The 19,019-nt window shown below is 52.4% G+C and carries 34 protein-coding genes; 1 reads left to right on the plus strand and 33 read right to left on the minus strand.

What is annotated here, in order from left to right; translation table 11 throughout:
* Positions 1-154: 154 nt before the first annotated feature.
* Entirely contained in the window at positions 155-601 is a 447-nt protein-coding gene (locus tag C0623_06140) for a peptidylprolyl isomerase (protein ID PLY01121.1), read from the plus strand.
* Between the two features lie 8 nt (positions 602-609).
* Here the strand turns inward: C0623_06140 and C0623_06145 are convergent, their stop codons facing one another.
* The 33 genes from C0623_06145 to C0623_06305 all read right to left on the minus strand — a co-directional run.
* Positions 610-1,611 (minus strand): hydrolase, encoded by a 1,002-nt coding sequence (locus C0623_06145; protein PLY01122.1) that lies wholly within the window; start codon positions 1,609-1,611, stop codon positions 610-612.
* 168 nt (positions 1,612-1,779) lie between these two features.
* Entirely contained in the window at positions 1,780-3,531 is a 1,752-nt protein-coding gene (locus C0623_06150) for a chloride channel protein (protein PLY01123.1), read from the minus strand.
* 220 nt (positions 3,532-3,751) lie between these two features.
* Positions 3,752-4,438 carry a 50S ribosomal protein L17 gene (locus C0623_06155; GenBank protein PLY01124.1) on the minus strand — a complete coding sequence of 229 codons (687 nt, stop codon included), beginning with the start codon at positions 4,436-4,438 and terminating at the stop codon, positions 3,752-3,754.
* A 36-nt stretch (positions 4,439-4,474) separates the two neighbouring features.
* Positions 4,475-5,491, minus strand: coding sequence for a DNA-directed RNA polymerase subunit alpha (locus tag C0623_06160; protein PLY01125.1), 1,017 nt, complete (start codon positions 5,489-5,491; stop codon positions 4,475-4,477).
* Positions 5,492-5,539: 48 nt separating this feature from the next.
* On the minus strand, positions 5,540-6,169 hold the full coding sequence (locus C0623_06165) for a 30S ribosomal protein S4 (GenBank protein ID PLY01126.1): 630 nt from the start codon (positions 6,167-6,169) through the stop codon (positions 5,540-5,542).
* A gap of 17 nt (positions 6,170-6,186) precedes the next feature.
* Entirely contained in the window at positions 6,187-6,579 is a 393-nt protein-coding gene (locus C0623_06170) for a 30S ribosomal protein S11 (protein ID PLY01127.1), read from the minus strand.
* 11 nt (positions 6,580-6,590) lie between these two features.
* A complete protein-coding gene (locus C0623_06175) occupies positions 6,591-6,959 on the minus strand; it encodes a 30S ribosomal protein S13 (protein ID PLY01128.1) in 369 nt (122 codons plus the stop codon).
* Between the two features lie 9 nt (positions 6,960-6,968).
* On the minus strand, positions 6,969-7,082 hold the full coding sequence (locus C0623_06180; protein PLY01129.1) for a 50S ribosomal protein L36: 114 nt from the start codon (positions 7,080-7,082) through the stop codon (positions 6,969-6,971).
* A gap of 65 nt (positions 7,083-7,147) precedes the next feature.
* Positions 7,148-7,894 (minus strand): type I methionyl aminopeptidase, encoded by a 747-nt coding sequence (gene map / locus C0623_06185; GenBank protein PLY01130.1) that lies wholly within the window; start codon positions 7,892-7,894, stop codon positions 7,148-7,150.
* Position 7,895: 1 nt separating this feature from the next.
* Positions 7,896-8,543, minus strand: coding sequence for an adenylate kinase (locus C0623_06190; GenBank protein PLY01131.1), 648 nt, complete (start codon positions 8,541-8,543; stop codon positions 7,896-7,898).
* Between the two features lie 12 nt (positions 8,544-8,555).
* The gene (locus C0623_06195; GenBank protein ID PLY01132.1) at positions 8,556-9,863 is read right to left on the minus strand and encodes a preprotein translocase subunit SecY; all 1,308 of its coding nucleotides are present in this window, start codon (positions 9,861-9,863) and stop codon (positions 8,556-8,558) included.
* A 1-nt stretch (position 9,864) separates the two neighbouring features.
* A complete protein-coding gene (locus C0623_06200; GenBank protein ID PLY01133.1) occupies positions 9,865-10,305 on the minus strand; it encodes a 50S ribosomal protein L15 in 441 nt (146 codons plus the stop codon).
* 4 nt (positions 10,306-10,309) lie between these two features.
* Entirely contained in the window at positions 10,310-10,489 is a 180-nt protein-coding gene (locus C0623_06205) for a 50S ribosomal protein L30 (protein ID PLY01134.1), read from the minus strand.
* Positions 10,490-10,509: 20 nt separating this feature from the next.
* Positions 10,510-11,004: a 30S ribosomal protein S5 gene (locus C0623_06210; GenBank protein ID PLY01135.1), complete on the minus strand. Its 495-nt coding sequence runs from the start codon at positions 11,002-11,004 to the stop codon at positions 10,510-10,512.
* A 19-nt stretch (positions 11,005-11,023) separates the two neighbouring features.
* On the minus strand, positions 11,024-11,392 hold the full coding sequence (locus C0623_06215; protein ID PLY01136.1) for a 50S ribosomal protein L18: 369 nt from the start codon (positions 11,390-11,392) through the stop codon (positions 11,024-11,026).
* Between the two features lie 25 nt (positions 11,393-11,417).
* The gene (locus C0623_06220; protein ID PLY01137.1) at positions 11,418-11,960 is read right to left on the minus strand and encodes a 50S ribosomal protein L6; all 543 of its coding nucleotides are present in this window, start codon (positions 11,958-11,960) and stop codon (positions 11,418-11,420) included.
* 30 nt (positions 11,961-11,990) lie between these two features.
* The gene (locus C0623_06225; GenBank protein PLY01138.1) at positions 11,991-12,386 is read right to left on the minus strand and encodes a 30S ribosomal protein S8; all 396 of its coding nucleotides are present in this window, start codon (positions 12,384-12,386) and stop codon (positions 11,991-11,993) included.
* Positions 12,387-12,409: 23 nt separating this feature from the next.
* Positions 12,410-12,595 (minus strand): type Z 30S ribosomal protein S14, encoded by a 186-nt coding sequence (locus C0623_06230; protein ID PLY01139.1) that lies wholly within the window; start codon positions 12,593-12,595, stop codon positions 12,410-12,412.
* A 24-nt stretch (positions 12,596-12,619) separates the two neighbouring features.
* The gene (locus C0623_06235; protein ID PLY01140.1) at positions 12,620-13,159 is read right to left on the minus strand and encodes a 50S ribosomal protein L5; all 540 of its coding nucleotides are present in this window, start codon (positions 13,157-13,159) and stop codon (positions 12,620-12,622) included.
* Positions 13,160-13,171: 12 nt separating this feature from the next.
* Positions 13,172-13,501: a 50S ribosomal protein L24 gene (locus tag C0623_06240; protein PLY01141.1), complete on the minus strand. Its 330-nt coding sequence runs from the start codon at positions 13,499-13,501 to the stop codon at positions 13,172-13,174.
* Between the two features lie 21 nt (positions 13,502-13,522).
* Complete coding sequence (locus C0623_06245; protein ID PLY01142.1) at positions 13,523-13,891, minus strand: 50S ribosomal protein L14; 369 nt, start codon at positions 13,889-13,891, stop codon at positions 13,523-13,525.
* A gap of 11 nt (positions 13,892-13,902) precedes the next feature.
* Complete coding sequence (locus C0623_06250; protein PLY01143.1) at positions 13,903-14,166, minus strand: 30S ribosomal protein S17; 264 nt, start codon at positions 14,164-14,166, stop codon at positions 13,903-13,905.
* A gap of 16 nt (positions 14,167-14,182) precedes the next feature.
* Positions 14,183-14,371 carry a 50S ribosomal protein L29 gene (locus C0623_06255; protein ID PLY01144.1) on the minus strand — a complete coding sequence of 63 codons (189 nt, stop codon included), beginning with the start codon at positions 14,369-14,371 and terminating at the stop codon, positions 14,183-14,185.
* On the minus strand, positions 14,361-14,786 hold the full coding sequence (locus C0623_06260) for a 50S ribosomal protein L16 (protein ID PLY01145.1): 426 nt from the start codon (positions 14,784-14,786) through the stop codon (positions 14,361-14,363). Before C0623_06260 ends, C0623_06255 begins: the two co-directional genes overlap by 11 nt.
* Before the next feature lie 29 nt (positions 14,787-14,815).
* Complete coding sequence (locus tag C0623_06265; protein PLY01146.1) at positions 14,816-15,457, minus strand: 30S ribosomal protein S3; 642 nt, start codon at positions 15,455-15,457, stop codon at positions 14,816-14,818.
* A 17-nt stretch (positions 15,458-15,474) separates the two neighbouring features.
* On the minus strand, positions 15,475-15,810 hold the full coding sequence (locus C0623_06270; protein ID PLY01147.1) for a 50S ribosomal protein L22: 336 nt from the start codon (positions 15,808-15,810) through the stop codon (positions 15,475-15,477).
* A gap of 27 nt (positions 15,811-15,837) precedes the next feature.
* Positions 15,838-16,104: a 30S ribosomal protein S19 gene (locus C0623_06275; GenBank protein ID PLY01148.1), complete on the minus strand. Its 267-nt coding sequence runs from the start codon at positions 16,102-16,104 to the stop codon at positions 15,838-15,840.
* A 31-nt stretch (positions 16,105-16,135) separates the two neighbouring features.
* Positions 16,136-16,960 (minus strand): 50S ribosomal protein L2, encoded by an 825-nt coding sequence (locus tag C0623_06280; GenBank protein ID PLY01149.1) that lies wholly within the window; start codon positions 16,958-16,960, stop codon positions 16,136-16,138.
* Between the two features lie 32 nt (positions 16,961-16,992).
* On the minus strand, positions 16,993-17,280 hold the full coding sequence (locus tag C0623_06285) for a 50S ribosomal protein L23 (GenBank protein ID PLY01150.1): 288 nt from the start codon (positions 17,278-17,280) through the stop codon (positions 16,993-16,995).
* A complete protein-coding gene (locus C0623_06290; protein PLY01151.1) occupies positions 17,277-17,900 on the minus strand; it encodes a 50S ribosomal protein L4 in 624 nt (207 codons plus the stop codon). Before C0623_06290 ends, C0623_06285 begins: the two co-directional genes overlap by 4 nt.
* A 33-nt stretch (positions 17,901-17,933) precedes the next feature.
* Positions 17,934-18,572 (minus strand): 50S ribosomal protein L3, encoded by a 639-nt coding sequence (locus C0623_06295; protein ID PLY01152.1) that lies wholly within the window; start codon positions 18,570-18,572, stop codon positions 17,934-17,936.
* Positions 18,573-18,597: 25 nt separating this feature from the next.
* The gene (locus C0623_06300; protein PLY01153.1) at positions 18,598-18,906 is read right to left on the minus strand and encodes a 30S ribosomal protein S10; all 309 of its coding nucleotides are present in this window, start codon (positions 18,904-18,906) and stop codon (positions 18,598-18,600) included.
* Positions 18,907-18,920: 14 nt separating this feature from the next.
* The coding region (locus C0623_06305; GenBank protein PLY01154.1) for a hypothetical protein at positions 18,921-19,019 on the minus strand (99 nt) is incomplete at its 5' end.

Raw genomic sequence — 19,019 nt, forward strand, 5'->3', positions numbered from 1 at the left:
AGCATGGATAGATTGAAGTGGTCAAGCTGCAGCTGCTCCGTAACTAACGAAAATTCAAAGATTTAAAGCAATAAACTGTTGACCCGGGCCAGGGAATTTTGTAAGGATATTGGCGTTTGGCCCAACCCACAATCCAACAACGCAGGGAATTGAAATGATCAAGGCAGAAAAACTCGACACCGTGACTGTTCGTTACCGGGGAACCCTGACCGACGGCACGCTCTTTGACGAAACACCGGACGAGAAACCTCTCAAATTTATCATAGGGAAGCAGGAGGTTATTGCCGGTTTTGATGAGGCGGTTGAAGGGATGTTCCAGGGCGAAACCCGCACCTTCACCATTCCGTATACAAAGGCTTACGGCGAGCGGAAGGCGGCCCTGATTGAAACCATCAAGCGTACCGACCTGCCGGACGACCTCGAGATAACCGCAGGGGCACGGCTTGAAGTCACCCAGGAGGATGACTCGATCTTCCATGTCAAGGTGACCGAACTCAGCGACTCCCACGTAACCCTCGATGCCAACCACCCGCTGGCCGGAGAAGACCTCACCTTCGAGATTGAACTGCTCGCCGTCGAAAAAAAGCCGGCGGTACATTAAAAAGCCGTTTACACTCCCGACGACCAGATCCTCGCCCAGATACTTTTCAATCTGCTCAAATCCCGTTTCGGCTCGATCCGTACGGCCGGCTCCGCTTTGACGTGCGGGTTACCGATCCGGCCGACACCAAAAGAGAACACGTAGTCCGGCTCGTAACCCATGCGCAGGTCACTGACAACGACCCTGTCGCCATCCTGCCAGACCTTGAAGTACCCCTTGGTGAACCATTGCAGGCGCTGCACCGGCCAATGCTGTTCGACTCCCCGCAACAGGTCAACCCGGCTCCGATAGTGCTTCAGGGTGGCCTGCCCAGATCGATCAAGCAGTGAGTAATACCCTTCGAAATAGTTGCCGTCGGCCTGCATCCCGACAATCCGCCAGAGCGCCGTATTGAACGGCCCGGCGCTGACCAGAAGCTTCTCGTAAGGAACGTTCTGTCGTGCCAGCGATTGCTCGACCTGCACTCTCACATAAAGCCTGGCGCCGACACTCCAGGCCAGGTAAAGGGTGCTGACAACCAGCCCGGCCCGGTTGGCAAGATGGCCGCGGTTCGTCTGCCGCGTCATCACCAGGGCCAGGATAACACCGATCACCAGGGGGAGAGTGTAGAATGGATCGATTATAAAGAGCGAGGCCCAGCCGGCCGGATAATGCCACAAAGGCCAGAAGATCTGCGTGCCGTAGACCGTAAAGCAATCGAGCAGAATGTGGGTCATGAAAACAAGCCAGACCAGCCAGGTCCAATTGCGTTCATACAGCCCGGTTTTCGGGTGCAGCTTGAGTATCAGCCAGACAAAGAGCGGAGTCAGGGCCGAAAGGACAAAGATTGAATGGCTGAAGCTGCGGTGGTAGGTGAAATCCTTGACCGGATCGAAAAACGGGACAAAGACATCGAGGTCGGGAAAGGTGCCGAGGGCTGCACCCCAGAGGATCGCCTTATGACCTATTTTCCGCCCGAGGACCGCTTCTCCGACCGCGGCACCGAGAGTGAGTTGAGTTAACGAATCCATAGTTTCAGTCTATGCCTCTCTATCGATTCGAGTCAACCAGCTGATTCCTGTCTTGCAGAATGTCTATGGGCTAAAGTCTTCAGGTATATTTGAGAACAGGCTATGGCCGGTCTTACCGGAGGCTGTAATACTACGTGGTCAACTCTTCAGGAAATCAGCATATCCAGGTCATTGACTGTTGGCTCGACTATCAAGCACATTAAATTTGAGAATCTTTTGATTGTAGGCTAACAGAAGGTCACTCTTTTTTAAAATACCGAGCAAATCACCATTTTTCGACAACACAGGAAGGGTGGAAATTTGCTTCCCCTCAAAAATTTCGAAAGCTGTTTCAAGATTATCGTCTGGACGGACAATCACTACACGCTTCGTCATTATCTCCGAGGCGACGACCAGCTTGCCGAGATCGCCAACTTCGGCAAGGAATCCCTTCAGGTTGCTCATAGACAGGATTCCGACCAGACGATCCTGATCGTCAAGCACAGGGAAATGGGGATAAAAACTTTTTTCAGCCACTTCCAGAATGTCGACAAGAAGCATCTCTTGAGAAATTGTTTCAAACTCTGTAGTCATAAACTTCTCAACTGCCATTGAGCGCAACAGGTTGACATCGCTACCCCGAACCATTCTTATCCCCTTGCGCAAAAGCTTCGTTTCATAAATTGAATAGCCGTAGAACTTCTGCACCGTCACCAGGCTGGTAATGCAACATGTCATCAAAGGGAGGATGATTTCAAAGTTATAGGTCAGTTCGAAAATTGTGAAAATTGCGGTAATCGGTGCCAGGGTTGTACCCGCCACAACAGCACCCATTCCGATAAGACTATAGGCGGCAGCTGTGCCAATATGGCCGGGGAGCAATTGCGTCATCAACGCGCCGAAAAAACAACCCAGCAGGGCCCCCAAAACCAGTGAAGGGGCAAAAATACCACCGGAAAAACCGGCGCCCACCGAACCGGCCGTTGCCATCAGCTTCAGGAAGAGAATTAACAGCATCAACCATATCCCCATTTGCGACGTCAAAGTCAGGTTGATGGTTTCGTAACCGACTCCGAGGATATGCGGCCAGCCTATGGCGATGCCACCTACAAACAAACCGGCAAATGCCGGCCTGTATGAAAAGGATATATTTGCTTTAGCAAACATGTCCTCGACAAATGAAACTGATTTAATAAACAGAATCGACAGGAGCCCTGCGATAAAACCGAGAAGCGCATAGAGAAGAAGTTCACCGTAGCTGACCATTTCAAACAAAGGGACCTGAAAAGTGGGCAGACTCCCGAGAAAATGATGTGAAACGACCGTTGCAGTCACTGCCGAGATGGCAATGTGGCTGAGATAGCTAACCTGAAAATCGACAAGAATTATTTCTGCCGCAAACAACATCCCAGCCATCGGCGCATTGAAGGTTGCAGCGATTCCGGAAGCCGCACCACATGCCAGGAAAACGCGACGCCATTCGGCTGGTAGCTTGATAAGTTGTGCCAGAGAAGAGCCGACCGAGGATCCGATGTGGACAACAGGTCCTTCACGGCCGACTGACGCGCCACAACCTATTGACAGGGATGTAAAAACTGTTTTGAACAGTGCGGTTCGATATTGAACATTGCCTTCCTTGGTGACCACCGCTTCAATGACATCCGGCACACCGGCGCCACGCGATTCAGGAGAATACCGATTAATTAAAGGGCCTATCACCAGTCCTCCTATCAACGGGATTATCAGCACAAGATACCAGGGATAGTGCTGATTAACATCAAGGAGTGCCAGCGGGTCGGGCCAGAACAGTTCTGTTGTAAAAAACAGAAGATAACGAAAAGCAACAGCCAGCCCCCCTGTTATGAGGCCAACCAATATCGCAAGAATCAGTAGAAAAATCAGGTTTTCACGACCGGTCAGAGTGTTCCACGCAAGTCTCATGGCAGGAGCTCTCTTGTTACTCTAACTTGGCAAACTATAAAGTTAAAAACTGTGAAGCAAATTGGTCAAAAGCAACATTTTTACTGATTTTCAAATAATATCCTATAATACCACGACCACTTAGTCGAGATATTACAGGTTGCCTGAAGGGGCCACCCCTGTGAACGAAAAAAGGCGGAGCCAGTGCTCCGCCTTTTACTTGATCAATATTCGAGAAAAATCACTTTTCTTTTTTATCTTCTTCAGCCGGTGCTTCTTCAGCCTGTGCTTCTTCAGCCGGTGCTTCTTCGGCCGGTGCTTCTTCGGCCGGTGCTTCCTCGGCCGGTGCTTCCTCGGCCGGTGCTTCCTCGGCCGGTGCTTCCTCAGCCGGTGCTTCCTCAGCCGGTGCTTCCTCAGCCGGTGCTTCCTCGGCCGGTGCTTCCTCAGCCGGTGTTTCCTCGGCCGGTGTTTCCTCGGCCGGTGCTTCTTCTACGGCAGCCTCTTCAACCTTCGGGGCAGCCTTCTTGGCCGGTTTCTCTTCCGTCTTCTTCTTTTTCGGTTTCGGTGTAAATTCCTCCTCAACCAATTCGATCATCGACAGTGCTGCGTTATCACCGGAACGATAACCGAGCTTGACGATACGGGTATAACCACCCGGCCGGTCGGCATAACGGGGTGCCAGTCGCTCAAAAAGTTTGGCCACGACCTTTTTGTCGCGAACGACTTCAAGGGCCTGACGCCGGGCATGCAGCGTCCCTTTTTTGCCAAGCGTGATCATCTTTTCGGCGAGCTTGCGCAGCTCCTTGGCGCGAGCATCGGTAGTTGTGATACTCTCTTTATCGAGCAGAGATGTCACCATATTGCGAAGCATGGCCTTGCGGTGGCTTGAATTACGGCCCAGGCGACGGCCTGATTTTCTGTGACGCATCTTAAGACTACCTTTCCAGATTATTCAAAGAGAAGATCAGACGTCTTCTTCGCTCTTCTCGATCATTTTGAGATATTCGGGGTCCGGGAAGTTCTCCAGGCCCATTCCGAGGGTCAGGCCCATTTCGGAAAGAATATCCTTGATTTCATTCAACGACTTGCGGCCGAAGTTCTGGGTCTTTAGCATTTCAGCTTCGGACCGCTGAACCAGATCACCGATCAGGCGGATATTGGCATTCTTGAGGCAGTTGGCGCTCCGGACCGAAAGTTCAAGTTCCTCAACCGAGCGGTAAAGGTTCTCGTTGATCTTCTTCGATTCCTCATCCTCTACCACTTCCGGCGGCTCGTTGTCTTCATCGAAGTTGATGAAAATCTGCAGCTGCTCCTTGAGGATCTTGGCAGCATAAGCGAGTGCATCGTCGGGGCGAACACTACCGTCGGTATGGATTTCAAGGGTCAGCTTGTCGTAGTCGGTAATCTGACCGACACGGGCATTGGTGACCGCGAAATTGACCTTTTTAATCGGCGAGAAGATTGCATCGATCGGAACCGTCCCGACCGGCGCGTTCTCATCGCGATTGCGCTCCGCCGGAACATATCCCTTGCCGGTGGAAACGATCATGTCCATCTCCAGATCACACTCCTTGCCGCAAGTGGCAATGTGGTGCTCCGGGTTGAGGATCTCGACATGGGAATCGGTCACGATATCGCCAGCAGTGACAACTCCGGCGCCTTTTTTGACAATCCGGATATTGCGACTTTCATGGCCGTGAACCTTGAGCAGCACGCCCTTGAGGTTGAGGACGATATCGGTCGCATCCTCAGTGACTCCCGGTACCGTCGAGAATTCGTGCAGGACGTTCTTGATCCGGACCGAAGAGATCGATGCCCCCTGCAGAGAAGAAAGCAGGATTCGGCGCAAGGCATTACCAAGGGTGGTCCCGAAGCCACGTTCAAACGGTTCGGCGTAAAATTTTCCATAGGTATCGGTCAGAGAATCTGACTCAATCTGAAGCCGCTTCGGCTTGATGAGTTCTCTCCAGTTTCTATACATGCGTCTCCCCCTTATTGAGGTTGCATTGAATCAGCGAAAAACGCCTGATTACTTGGAATAAAGTTCGACTATCAGCTGCTCATTAAAGGCCGGGGTCGTCATCTCCGCTCTTACCGGAATTGTCTTGACCGTCCCCTTGAAAGCGTCGCGCTCCAGCTCAACCCAGGAGGGAACACCGCGACGCATGACACCGTCGAGCGCTTCGTTGATCCGGGCAATCTGGCGGCTCTTCTCACGGACCTCAATGACATCACCAACCCGCACGAGATAGGAAGGCACATTGACTTTGCGGCCATTGACCAGAAAATGGCAGTGGCGCACAAGTTGCCGTGCTTCCGAACGGGAAGTGGTGAACCCGAGGCGATAAACCATGCTGTCGAGACGACGCTCGAGAAGAATCATCAGGTTTTCACCGGTAACACCCTTCATCCGATCGGCACGGGCAAAGTATGAGCGGAACTGTTTTTCGAGCAGTCCATACGTTCTTTTGACGCGCTGCTTTTCACGCAACTGCAGACCAAAGTCGGAAACCTTGATCCGGCCCTGGCCATGCTGACCCGGAGCATAATTGCGGCGTTCAACAGCACATTTATCGGTATGGCAGCGGTCGCCCTTGAGGAACAATTTCATGTTTTCCCGTCTGCACTGACGACAGACAGAACCAGTATATCTAGCCAACGGTCGTTCTCCTTTGCTTAAACTCTTCTGCGTTTCGGCGGACGGCAACCGTTATGCGGAATCGGTGTTACGTCCTTGATCATTGTCACGGTCAATCCGGCGGACTGCAGTGCCCGCAAAGCCGATTCACGGCCAGACCCAGGGCCTTTGACCCGAATTTCAACACTGCGCAAACCATGCTCCTGGGCTTTCTTGGCTGCTTCTTCCGCTGCAACCGAAGCTGCGAACGGAGTGCTCTTACGCGAACCCTTGAATCCCTGGCCACCGGCTGTCGCCCAGGAAATAACATTCCCGGCAACGTCGGTAATGGTGACAACCGTATTGTTGAATGTTGCCTGGATATGAGCAATTCCGTTGGCAATATTCTTCTTTTCTGACTTTCTTCTGACTTTCTTTCCTGGTTTAGCCATGATTATTCACCTTATTTTTTCTTGCCGGCAACAGTCTTGCGCGGTCCTTTGCGGGTCCGGGCATTGGTTTTTGTTTTCTGACCACGAACTGGCAGGCCGCGACGATGGCGCAGACCGCGGTAGCAACCGAGGTCCATCAGGCGCTTGATATTCATCGCGGTCTCACGACGAAGGTCACCCTCTACCTCAAAATCACGGTCGATAATTTCACGGATTTTGCCAACTTCGGCTTCGGTCAGATCATCCGACCGGGTGCCGAAATCAACACCGGCCTCGGCAAGAATTTTCTGGGAAGAGGAACGGCCGACACCATAGATATAGGTGAGAGCGACCTCAACCCGTTTGTTTTTTGGTAAATCAATACCAGCAATACGTGCCAATGTTTCCTCCTATCCCTGTCTCTGCTTATGCTTGGGGTTCTCGCAGATAATTCTGACAACTCCCTTGCGCCTGACAATTTTGCACTTGTCGCACATCTGTTTGACTGAAGCACGGACTTTCATAACTTCTATCCTTTTTTCACTTTCGCCTCATCGAAAAGGCGGTTTGTTTTATCGTGAGCATCGACTCAAAGAGCCGTTAAAATCTCGGGTCCGTTCTCGGTAACTGCCATTGTATGTTCGAAATGACAGGAAAGTTCACCGTCAATCGTAACCGCGGTCCAGCCATCTTCGAGGACCTTGACACCCGGCCTGCCGACGTTGATCATCGGCTCTATGGCAAGAGTCATTCCAGCCTTCAACCGCGGCCCCTGACCTTTCGGGCCATAGTTCGGAATCTGCGGAGCTTCGTGCAGCTTGCTGCCGATGCCGTGTCCGACAAATTCCCGGACCACGGAAAAGCCTTCCTTCTCGACATGTGTCTGAACTGCATTCGAGATATCGGAAAGCCGTCCTCCGACCACCGATGCCTCTATCCCCTTGAGGAGAGACTCTTCGGTAATCTTCAACAGAAATTCCGTCTTCTCGTCGATCTTTCCGACCGGCATGGTGAAAGCCGAATCACCGTGATATCCGTCGTACAGTATGCCGAAATCGATACTCAGAATTTCCCCTTCCTGTAACGGTTGATTATCGGGGAAACCATGAACAACTTTTTCATTCGGCGAGGCGCATATCGCATACGGAAAGCCGCCGTAGCCTTTGAAGGCCGGTTTGGCCTTGCGTTTTTTACATTCCGCTTCGGCCAAACGATCAAGTTCAATCGTCGTGATCCCGGGTGCGATTCGCTCTTTCATAATCGCCAGGACTTCGGCCACCATCCGGCCAGCGACCCGCATTTTCTCAAGTTCATTAGCCGACTTGAGTACGATCAAATCAACCCGCCTTCAGCAACTCGAGCATCTGCTGCTGAACCTTGTCTATCTGTTGCATGCCGTCGAGGCTCTTGAGCAGGCCGGCCTTGGCATAATAATCGATGAGCGGCGAGGTCTGCTCATTATAAACATCTAGCCGTTTCCGGATCGTCTCTTCCTGATCGTCATCCCGCTGAAAAAGTTCGCCGCCACAGGCATCACAAACTCCTTCGATTTTCGAAGGGTCGAAGGTGACATGGTAGCCGCGACCACAATCCTTACAGGTTCGACGGCCGGTCAACCGTTCAACCAGGGCTTCGACATCAACCTCAAGTGAGATAACCGCATCCAGGTTCTTATCGAGGTCCCGGAGGTTATCACCCAGAGCATCGGCCTGCGGCACAGTGCGCGGAAATCCGTCGAGGATAAATCCGGCGTCGCAATCAGGCTTCTGCAAACGCTCGGCAACGATGCCGATAACCACCTCATCCGGAACCAGAGCACCGGCATCCATGAAGCTTTTGGCCTTGAGCCCCATCGCCGTCCCCTCCTTGACCGCAGCCCGGAGAATATCGCCAGTCGAAATCTGCGGGATACCGAACGCTTCGGTCAGCATCTTGGCCTGGGTCCCTTTACCTGCCCCCGGAGGGCCTAGCAAAATCAGTTTCATCCGTCTATCCCTTTAACCGCGGCGGCCCTTGATCGAAACGCCCTGCATGAAACCCTCGTAAGAGCGCGAGATCAGGTGTGCTTCAATCTGTGAAGCTGTATCCAGACCGACACCGACGACAATCAGCAACGAGGTTCCGCCAAAGAAAAACGGAACGTTGAACTGGCCGATCATGATCGTTGGCAGGACACATACGGCCGAGATATAAATCGCGCCGGCAAAGGTAATCCGGTTAAGAACGGTATCAATATAGTCAACGGTAGCCTTGCCGGGACGAATACCCGGAACGTAGCCGCCCTGCTTCTTGATATTGTCGGCAACGTCGATCGGATTAAACGTGACCGCGGTGTAGAAATAGCAGAAGAAGACGATTGCTGCGACGAAGATTACATTATACAGCAGTTGATCCGGGGTCATCATCGATGCAACAGACTGAACCCACGGCACCTCTACCAGGTTGGCGACAGTTGCCGGAAACATGATAATCGAACTGGCGAAAATCGGCGGAATAACACCGCTCATATTGATCTTTAACGGCAGATGGCTCGACTGTCCGCCGGAACGTGCTCCGGCAACCCGCTTGGCGTAATGAATCGGCAAGCGCCGCTGGGCTCGCTCCATAAAGATGATGAAGGCGATAACCGCAACCATGAAGGCCAGAATAATAATCATGACAAAAATCGACAGGGCCCCGGTCTTCAACAGTCGCACCGAGTTGACAATTGCCGAAGGCATATTGGCGATAATTCCGGCAAAGATAATCAGCGAGATGCCGTTGCCGATGCCCCGTTCGGTAATCTGCTCACCGAGCCACATGATGAAAGCGGTACCGGCGGTCAGGGTAATGACCGTAAGCAGGATAAAGCCGATTCCCTGGCTCGGTACTACCAGCTCACCGGCCGGGCCGCGCATACTCTGCAATCCGACGGCAATACCGGTCCCCTGAACAACCGACAGGATAATCGTGCCGTAACGGGTCCATTTGGTAATGGTCTTGCGGCCCTGTTCACCCTCTTTTGACAACCGCTGCACCGGTTCGAAGACGACGGTCAGCAACTGCAGAATAATCGAGGCACTGATGTACGGCATGATCCCGAGGGCAAAAACGGTCATCCGCTCCAGGGCACCCCCGGTAAAGGCCGAAACCAGACCGAGCAAGGTCCCTTCAGTCCCTTCAAAAAAACTCGCCAGAACCGACGCATCGACACCCGGCGTCGGAACATGACAACCGACCCGATAAACGGCCAGCATTCCGAGGGTAAAGAGGATACGACGGCGGAGCTCAGGGATTGCAAAGATATTCTGGACAATCGATAACAATTTAGATGACCTCGACCTTGCCGCCGGCTGCTTCAATCTTCGAAACCGCCGATTTGCTGAACTTGTGAGCCTTGACAGTCAGGGCATGACCGAGCTCGCCATCACCCAGGATCTTGATACCATCCTTGAGTCGTCCGACCAGTCCGCATTTGCTCAAAGCCTCGGCATCGACAACGCTGTCGGGCTCGAACTGGGCGAGATCACGCAGATTGACCAGCGCATATTCCTTGCGAGTGAGAGGCGTGAATCCACGCTTCGGCAAGCGCCGCTGCAGTGGCATCTGCCCACCTTCAAAACCGGGCTTGACACCGCCGCCGGAGCGGGCATTCTGACCTTTATGGCCCTTGCCGGAGGTCTTGCCGGTACCGGATCCCGGTCCGCGGCCAAGCCTCTTTCTGTTCTTCGTCGAGCCGATTGCCGGCTTAAGATTGCTTAAATCCATGTGCTTATTCCTCAACAGAAACCATATGGGAGACCTTGTTGATCATCCCACGAAACTCAGGGGTATCCTGCAAAACAACTGTCTTGTGCAACTTTGTCAGACCCATGCCGTTCAGAACACGCGAAAAGTATTCATTGCGACCGATCGGACTTTTCTTGAGTGTGACCTTTATTTCTGCGGCCATCACGACCTCCTTATCATTACTTACTCGCCGGCGGCAATGCCGCGACGGGCCATGATCTGCTCAGCACTCTGCAACCGGCTAAGAGCATTCATCGTCGCCTTGACAGAGTTGTGCGGATTATTTGAACCGAGGCACTTGGAAAGGATATCACCAACACCGGCAACTTCGAGGACGGCACGGATAGCACCACCGGCGATAACACCGGTACCTTCGGAAGCCGGCTTGAGCAGAACCTTTCCTGCACCGTACTTGCCAATAACATCGAACGGAATCGTCCGGTCCTTAAGCGGAACGGTAATCAGGCTCTTGCGGGCCTTTTCAACGCCCTTGCGAATCGCTTCCGGGACCTCTTTCGCCTTGCCGAGGCCGTAGCCAACCCGGCCCTGCCCATCGCCGACGACAACCAGCGCCGAAAAGCTGAAACGACGTCCACCTTTAACAACCTTGGCGCAACGATTGATGTGGATCACGCGATCCGTAAATTCCGATTCGACTGTGTTAATTTTCTGCTGCATCAACACTCTTCTCCTTCACTTAAAAGGAAAGCCCGGCTTCCCGTGCTGCCTCGGCAAGAGCTTTCACCCGGCCGTGGTACAGGAATCCGTTGCGATCAAAGACAACTTGCTTGATATTTTTTTCGAGGGCTCTCTTGGCTATCGCCGCACCGACCACCTTGGCCGCGTCGACATTGCCGGAACATTTGACACCTTTGGCCAGATCCTTGTTGACAGTCGATACCGAGACCAGGGTCTTGCCGGTCGTATCCTCGATAATCTGCGCATACATATGCTTGGCACTCCGGAAAATACAGAGGCGAGGGCGTTCTTCAGTACCGCGTACTTTCTGGCGGACCCGAACCTGTCTTTTTATACGTGCCTGACGTCGTTCTGCTGCTGCATTCACGTCACTACTCCTTGTTCAGTGCGAATTAAACTTTACCTGCTTTACCGGCCTTACGGACAATACGCTCATCAATGTACTTGATGCCCTTGCCCTTGTACGGCTCCGGTTCACGGAAGGAACGGATCTTGGCAGCAGTAGCGCCGACCAGTTCCTTGTCAATACCTTCGACCACGACGGTGTTCGCCTTCGGATCGACCTCGGCCGAAATTCCTTCCGGCAGCGGATACTCGATCGGGTGCGAATAGCCGAGCGCAAGGTTGAGAATCTTGCCCTTCATTTCAGCACGATATCCGACACCCTTGATTTCGAGGGTTTTTTTGAATCCCTCGGTCACTCCGTCAACCATATTGGCAATGATCGTCCGGGTCAGTCCCTGCATCGCGGTCGTCTCACGCGGGTTTTCCGGCGGCAATACCCGAATCTGATCGGTATCGACTTCAACGGCGACGCCTGCCGGTATATTCTTTTTCAAATTGCCTTTCGGCCCTTGAACATTGATCTCGTTATCGGCCAGTGCCACTTTGACACCACCCGGAATTTCGATCGGCTTTTTACCAATTCGGGACATCCTCTTACTCCTTAAACGGTACGTGTCCTACTAAACAGTACAGAGAACCTCGCCACCTACTTCCGCCTCACGGGCGGCAGCGTCATTCATGACGCCTTTTGAGGTGGAAAGGATTGCGCAACCGAGACCATTCTTAACCTGTGGAATCTCGTCCTTGCCGACATAGACCCGGCAACCCGGTGTCGACACACGTTTGATCTCGTTAATAACAGGCCGACTCCCCGTATCGTACTTGAGATAGATACGGAGGGTGCCCTGCTTGTTGTCAGGGGTTACTTTAACACTCTTGACATAACCCAGCTCGGCCAGAACATTTGCAATTGCCTCATTGATATTCGAGGCCGGCATATCCAGCTTGGGGTGTTTTGCCATGCCCGCATTACGGATGCGGGTCAACATATCTGCTATCGGATCCGTCATTCCCATGGATTCGACTCCTTCTCTCCTGTTTACCAGCTCGACTTGATTACGCCGGGGATTTTGCCTTCAGATGCCAGCTTTCGCAAGCAGATCCGGCACATGTCGAATTTGCGATAATAGGCCCGCGGACGTCCGCAGAGGGGGCAACGATTGTACTCCCTGACCTTGAATTTCTTCGGCCGCACGGCCTTTATCGTCATCGATTTCTTAGCCACTGTTTTCCTCCGCTTACGCTTCTATTATTTACGGAAAGGCATGCCCATTTTGGTCAGCAATGCCCGTCCCTGTTCATCAGTTTTCGCCGTGGTGACAATCGTGACGTTCAGACCCTTGACCTTGTCAATCTTATCGAGATCGATCTCCGGGAAAATGATCTGCTCACGGATACCGAGGGTATAGTTGCCACGACCGTCGAACGCCTTCGGTGAGATTCCCTTGAAGTCGCGAACGCGCGGCAGGGCAGAATTGATCAGACGATCAAGAAACTCCCAGGCACGGTCACGACGCAAGGTCACAGAACAACCGATCGGCATGTCTTCACGCAGCTTGAACTGGGCAATCGAACGTTTGGCCCGGGTGATGATCGCCTTCTGCCCGGTGATCATGCTCAATTCTTCAGCTGCTGATTCAAGAACCTTTATATTGGTAATAGCTTCCCCGAGACCCATATTCAAAACAACCTTCTCGACACGGGGAGCTTCCATCGTATTCTTGAGCTGCAGTTCCTTCAAAAGTTCAGGAAGCATCTCTTTTTCATATTTATCTTTCAGCCTTGCCATGGAAATTCTCCCTTACTTATCGACAATCTCGTTGCATTTTTTGCAGTAGCGAACCTTGCTACCATCATCGAGGACCTTCTGTCCGGTCCGGGCCGGCTTGTTACAGGAGGTACAGATCAGCTGAACATTTGAAATGTCAATCGATGCTTCCTTCTCGATGATGCCACCTTCGCTGTTTGCCTGGGTCGGACGGGTATGGCGCTTGACAACGTTGAGGTTTTCAACCAGTACACGCTTTTTGTCAGGCAGTACCCGAAGGATCTTGCCCGACTTGCCCTTGTCCTTGCCGGCAAGAATCATTACAGTATCGTCTTTTTTGACGTGAAGCTTTACGACAGCCATGGTTATTCTCCCAAATCCTCTTTACAGAACTTCCGGAGCAAGCGAAACAATTTTCATGTAACGACGGGCTCGCAGCTCTCTGGCGACCGGCCCGAAGATACGGGTGCCGATCGGTTCGCCGGCCGGGTTGATGACGACGGCGGAATTGTTATCGAAACGGATCAGACTCCCATCCTGCCGCGCAACTTCCTTCTTGGTCCGGACGATGACGGCACGAACGATGTCACCCTTTTTGACTTTGGAGTTCGGCATCGCTTCGCGAACCGAACAGATTATCTGATCGCCAAGGTGGGCGTACTTACGCTTTGACCCGCCGGGAACCTTGATACAGATTAACTTCCGGGCACCGGAGTTATCTGCAACATCAAGCATGCTCTGCATCTGAATCATGACTCGTACTCCTAAACGGCAACGTGTTTTTCAAGGATTTCAGAAACCTGCCAGTGCTTGTCCTTCGAAAGGGGACGGGTCTCGATGATCAGGACCTTGTCTCCGGTCGCACAGGCGTTTTCACTGTCATGCGCCTTGAACTTGACGTTCCGCTTGATGTATTTCTTGTAAACGGGATGTTTGACCATCTGCTCGACCTTGACAACAACGGTCTTGTCCATTTTGTCACTTGTGACCACCCCGATACGACTTTTACGTTTTCCACGTTCTTTCATGGTATCCTCGGTTTTCCTAAGCGTTCTTCTCTTTAATCACGGTATAAACCCGTGCGATATCTTTCTTAACCTGGGAAATCCGAGCTGGATTGTCCAGGTGGCCGGTGTGCAGCTGAAAACGAAGGTTGAAAAGATCCTGGTTCAGTTCGGCACTCTTCTTTTCCAGATCGTCTACACTGAGATCCCTGAGTTCACTAGCCTTCATGGGAATCATCCTCCCTGCTTACAAACTTTGTTTTTATCGACAGCTTGTGGGCACCGAGCCGCAGAGCTTCGCGGGCAATCTCCTCGGGAACACCCTGCATTTCGTAAAGCATCATCCCGGGCCGAATCACAGCAACCCAGCTTTCCGGGGAGCCCTTGCCTTTACCCATCCGGGTTTCTGCAGCCTTGCGGGTTAATGACTTATCCGGAAAAGCACGAATCCAGATCTTGCCACCACGCTTGATATAACGGGTCATGGCACGACGTGCCGCCTCGATCTGGCGGGCCGAGAGCCATCCGCACTCGGTTGCCTGCAGACCGAAATCCCCAAAGTTCAGTTCGGTGCCGCCCGGATTGGTTCCCCGCATCCGGCCCTTGAACTGTTTTCTATGTTTTACCTTCTTCGGCATTAACATGACGCCAAACTCCTATTAACAGATAAACTTTATTGCTGTGGTTCCTGGGCCAGGACCTCACCTTTGAAGATCAGAACCTGAACCCCGATAATTCCGTAGGTCGTCTTCGCCTCGGCAAATCCGTAGTCGATATCGGCGCGCAGAGTATGGAGAGGAACACGACCTTCACGATACCACTCGGTGCGGCTCATTTCAGCGCCGCCCAGTCGACCCGAGCAGGTGATCTTGATCCCCTTGGCGCCGAACTTGAGAGACTGACTGACCGACTTTTTCATGGCCCTGCGGAATGCGACCCGCCGCTCGAGCTGCAGGGCAACATTTTCAGCAACAAGCTGGGCATCAACTTCCGGCTTACGGACTTCCTGGATATTCAGGAAGACTTCATTATCGGTCAGCTTGGCGAGTTCTTTTTTCAGAACTTCAACCTCCGAGCCCTTCTTGCCAATGATGATTCCCGGGCGGGCAGCATGAATATGAATTTTTGTTTTGTTAGCAGCCCGCTCAAGCTCGATCTTCGAAATGCCCGCGTGAAACAGGCGCTTTTTCAGATATTCGCGGAGCTTGATATCTTCATGGAGCAGCTTGGCATAATCAGCCTCGGCGTACCAGCGTGATTCCCAGGTACGAATAATACCAAGACGAAAACCTATTGGATGAACTTTCTGGCCCAAACCTCTACCTCCTCAGGCTAGCTTTTCTCGTCAAGAACGACCGTAATATGTGCGGTCGGCTTGCGGATCCGGGTTGCACGACCCTGGGCGCGCGGCATAAAACGGCGCAGAACAGAGCCCTGATCAACAGAAATTGTCTTCACATAAAGGCGATCAATATCATCGATCCCCTTCTGCTCTGCATTGGCAACAGCAGAGCTGACCAGTTTCGAGACAATAGCCGCCGATCTCTTCGGTGAAAACTTCAGAATATTCAAAGCGTCCTGCACCCCTTTGCCCCGGATCATGTCGATAACCAGGCGGGTTTTCTGCGGCGACAGACGCGCACTTTTCAATGTGGCTTTAGCTTCCATCTGATACTCCTTTACGGATGCGTCCGCTTACCTTTTCTTGTCGGAACCGTGACCGTAATAGGTCCGGGTTGGTGCAAATTCACCGAGTTTGTGTCCAACCATGTTCTCAGTAACAAACACCGGGACGAATTTCTTGCCGTTGTGAACGGCGAATGTCAGTCCGACAAATTCCGGAAAAATTGTGGAGCGCCGGGACCAGGTCTTGATAACTTTATGGGAACCGGGTTCGGTTGCATCTACCTTGCGCATCAGACTTGCTTCTACGTAAGGCCCTTTTTTAATTGATCTTGCCACTGTCGTCTCCTCTATCTACAATGACGCTCGGTTATTTCTTGCGCCGGCGAACGATAAACTTGTCGGTACGGCGATTCGTTCTGGTCTTGTATCCCTTGGTCGGAACACCCCACGGTGTCACCGGATGGCGGCCACCGGAGCTTTTACCTTCACCACCGCCGTGCGGATGGTCAACCGGGTTCATCGCAACGCCTCGTGATTGCGGACGTTTGCCGAGCCAGCGGTTACGACCGGCCTTGCCAATCTTGATATTTTCATGGTCGGTATTACCAACCTGGCCGATCGTGGCGCAGCAGTTCTGATGAACCAGGCGAACTTCGCCTGAAGGGAGCCGCAGTTGAGCATACTTCCCTTCCTTTGCAGCGAGCATGGCGTAAGTACCGGCACTGCGTGCCAGCTGACCGCCTTTGCCGACCTTGAGCTCTATATTGTGAATCCAGGTACCGAGCGGAATCGACTTGATCGACATGGCGTTACCCGGCACGATATCAGCTGACTCGCTGGCAACAACCGTATCACCGACCTTGACTCCGACCGGCGCCAGAATATAGCGCTTTTCTCCATCAGCATAATTCAGCAGTGCTATATGCGCTGACCGGTTGGGGTCGTATTCAACCGAAGCAATCTTTGCCGGAACCTCTTTTTTGTCACGCTTGAAATCGATAATCCGATATTGACGTTTGTGTCCACCGCCTGTGTGACGCTTGGTAATCCGTCCGTGGTTATTACGGCCGCCACTTTTGGAAAGAGGCGCCAACAGCGATTTTTCAGGCGTCGACTTGGTGATCTCCTCGAAAGTTGAGGAGGTCATCCCCCGGCGCCCGGCTGAGGTCGGCTTGTAGCTTTTGATCCCCATTATACTAACTCCATTCAGTAAGTTTCAGACGATTAAACACCAAAAAAGTCAATGTTGCTTCCTTCGGCAAGTGTCACAAAGGCCTTCTTGCGGTTCGAGCGCTTACCGAACTTGAGCCCGACGCGCTTCACCTTGCCGGCGACGATATTGGTGTTTACGTTCGTCACTTTTACATCGAAAGCTTTTTCAACAGCCTGCTTGATTTGAACCTTGTTGGCATTTATGGCAACCTCGAATGCGACAACCTGGTTATCCTCTTTCAGCTGGTTTGTCTTTTCCGTAATCAACGGCTTCTTGATAATCTGATGCAGCGGTTTCATTTTGCCAACACTCCTTCCAGCTTCGATACAGCGTCCGAAGTAATCAGCATATTGCGATACTTCATGACATCGAAAACATTGACGCCATCACTCCGCAGGACCTTGACGTGCGGTATGTTGCGAGCCGACAATTCAACATTGGTATTCGAATCATCGATAACGACCAGAACATTGTCCAGCTCAAAGCGCTTCAGGAATTCGGAAAATCCACGGGTGCTGATATCTTCAACCTGCAGCTCATTAAGGACTGTCATCTTCTCTTCCTTGAACCGGAGAGAAAGGGCGCTTTTGAGAGCCGATTTCTTAACCTTGCGGTTCAATTTGAAGGAATAGTCCCGTGGAGTCGGGCCGAAAACAACACCGCCGCCAACATGGTTCGGTGCGGTAACCGTTCCCTGACGGGCGTTACCGGTTCCTTTTTGGCGATACGGTTTTTTACCACCACCACGGATTTCACCACGGCTCTTGACCTTGGCATTGCCACCACGGCGGGCGGCAAGCTGGTAACGGACCATATCGTGAATCAGGTAACCCTTGACATCGGCATTGAAGATGTCGTCATTCAATTCGAGGTCCGAAACCTTTTTCTTGTTCATGTCATAAACAGCAATTTTAGCCATTGTCTATCTCCTGCAATCCCGATCCGATCGTCGCTACTTGGCAGCCTTGACTGCCTTATGGATCATAACCATGCTGTTGCGCGATCCCGGAATGGCACCCTTGATAAGAAGAATGTTCTGCTCCGGGCGAATCTCTACGACTTCCAGATTCTGGGCGGTCGTATTTTCATTACCCATCTGGCCAGCCATTTTCTTGCCCTTGAAAACCTTTGCCGGCCAGGCACTGGCACCAATCGCACCGGCGCGTCGATGGAATTTCGAACCATGAGTGGCCCGTCCACCGGAAAAGCCCCAACGCTTGATAACGCCCTGGAACCCTTTGCCCTTGCTGGTACCGCTGACATCGATCTTGTCACCGGCCGAGAAAACCGTATTGCAGGTAATTTCGTCGCCAACATTATAGTCGTCGATATTATCGGCCTGTACTTCGCGCAGAAAGGCGAAACTTCCCTTGCCGGCCGCCTTGAAGTGACCCATCTCTGCCTTGTTGGTGCGCTGGGCCTTCTTGGTTCCGAATCCGAGCTGCAGGGCATTATAGCCGTCGGTCTGCTCTTGCTTCTTCTGCAGGACCGTACAGGGCCCGGCTTCAACAACGGTCACCGGAACGCGCTGACCATTGGCCGTAAAGACCTGGGTCATTCCTAGTTTTTTTCCAATAATTGCCTGAATCATGATGCTTACCTTCTTCTAGGCTGCATTAAAGCTTGATTTCTACATCGACACCGGCTGAGAGGTCGAGCTTCATCAAAGCATCAACCGTCTGCTGGGTCGGCTCGACAATGTCAAGCAACCTCTTGTGCGTGCGCATTTCAAACTGCTCACGGCTCTTCTTGTCAACATGCGGGCCACGCAACACGCAGTACTTGTTGATCACGGTCGGCAGTGGGATCGGGCCGGCAACGCGAGCACCGGTCCGCTTGGCCGTATCGACGATCTCGTTAACCGAGATGTCCAGCAATTTGTGATCGTAGGCCTTCAGCCGAATTCTGATCTTCTGGCTCTGCATCTGCAACCTCGTCTTTACTCGATAATTTTGGAGACAACACCGGCACCGACGGTCCGGCCACCTTCGCGGATTGCGAAACGCAGGCCTTCGTCCATGGCGATCGGTGTGATCAG

The organism is Desulfuromonas sp. (genome assembly GCA_002869615.1).
Lineage (GTDB): Bacteria > Desulfobacterota > Desulfuromonadia > Desulfuromonadales > UBA2294 > BM707.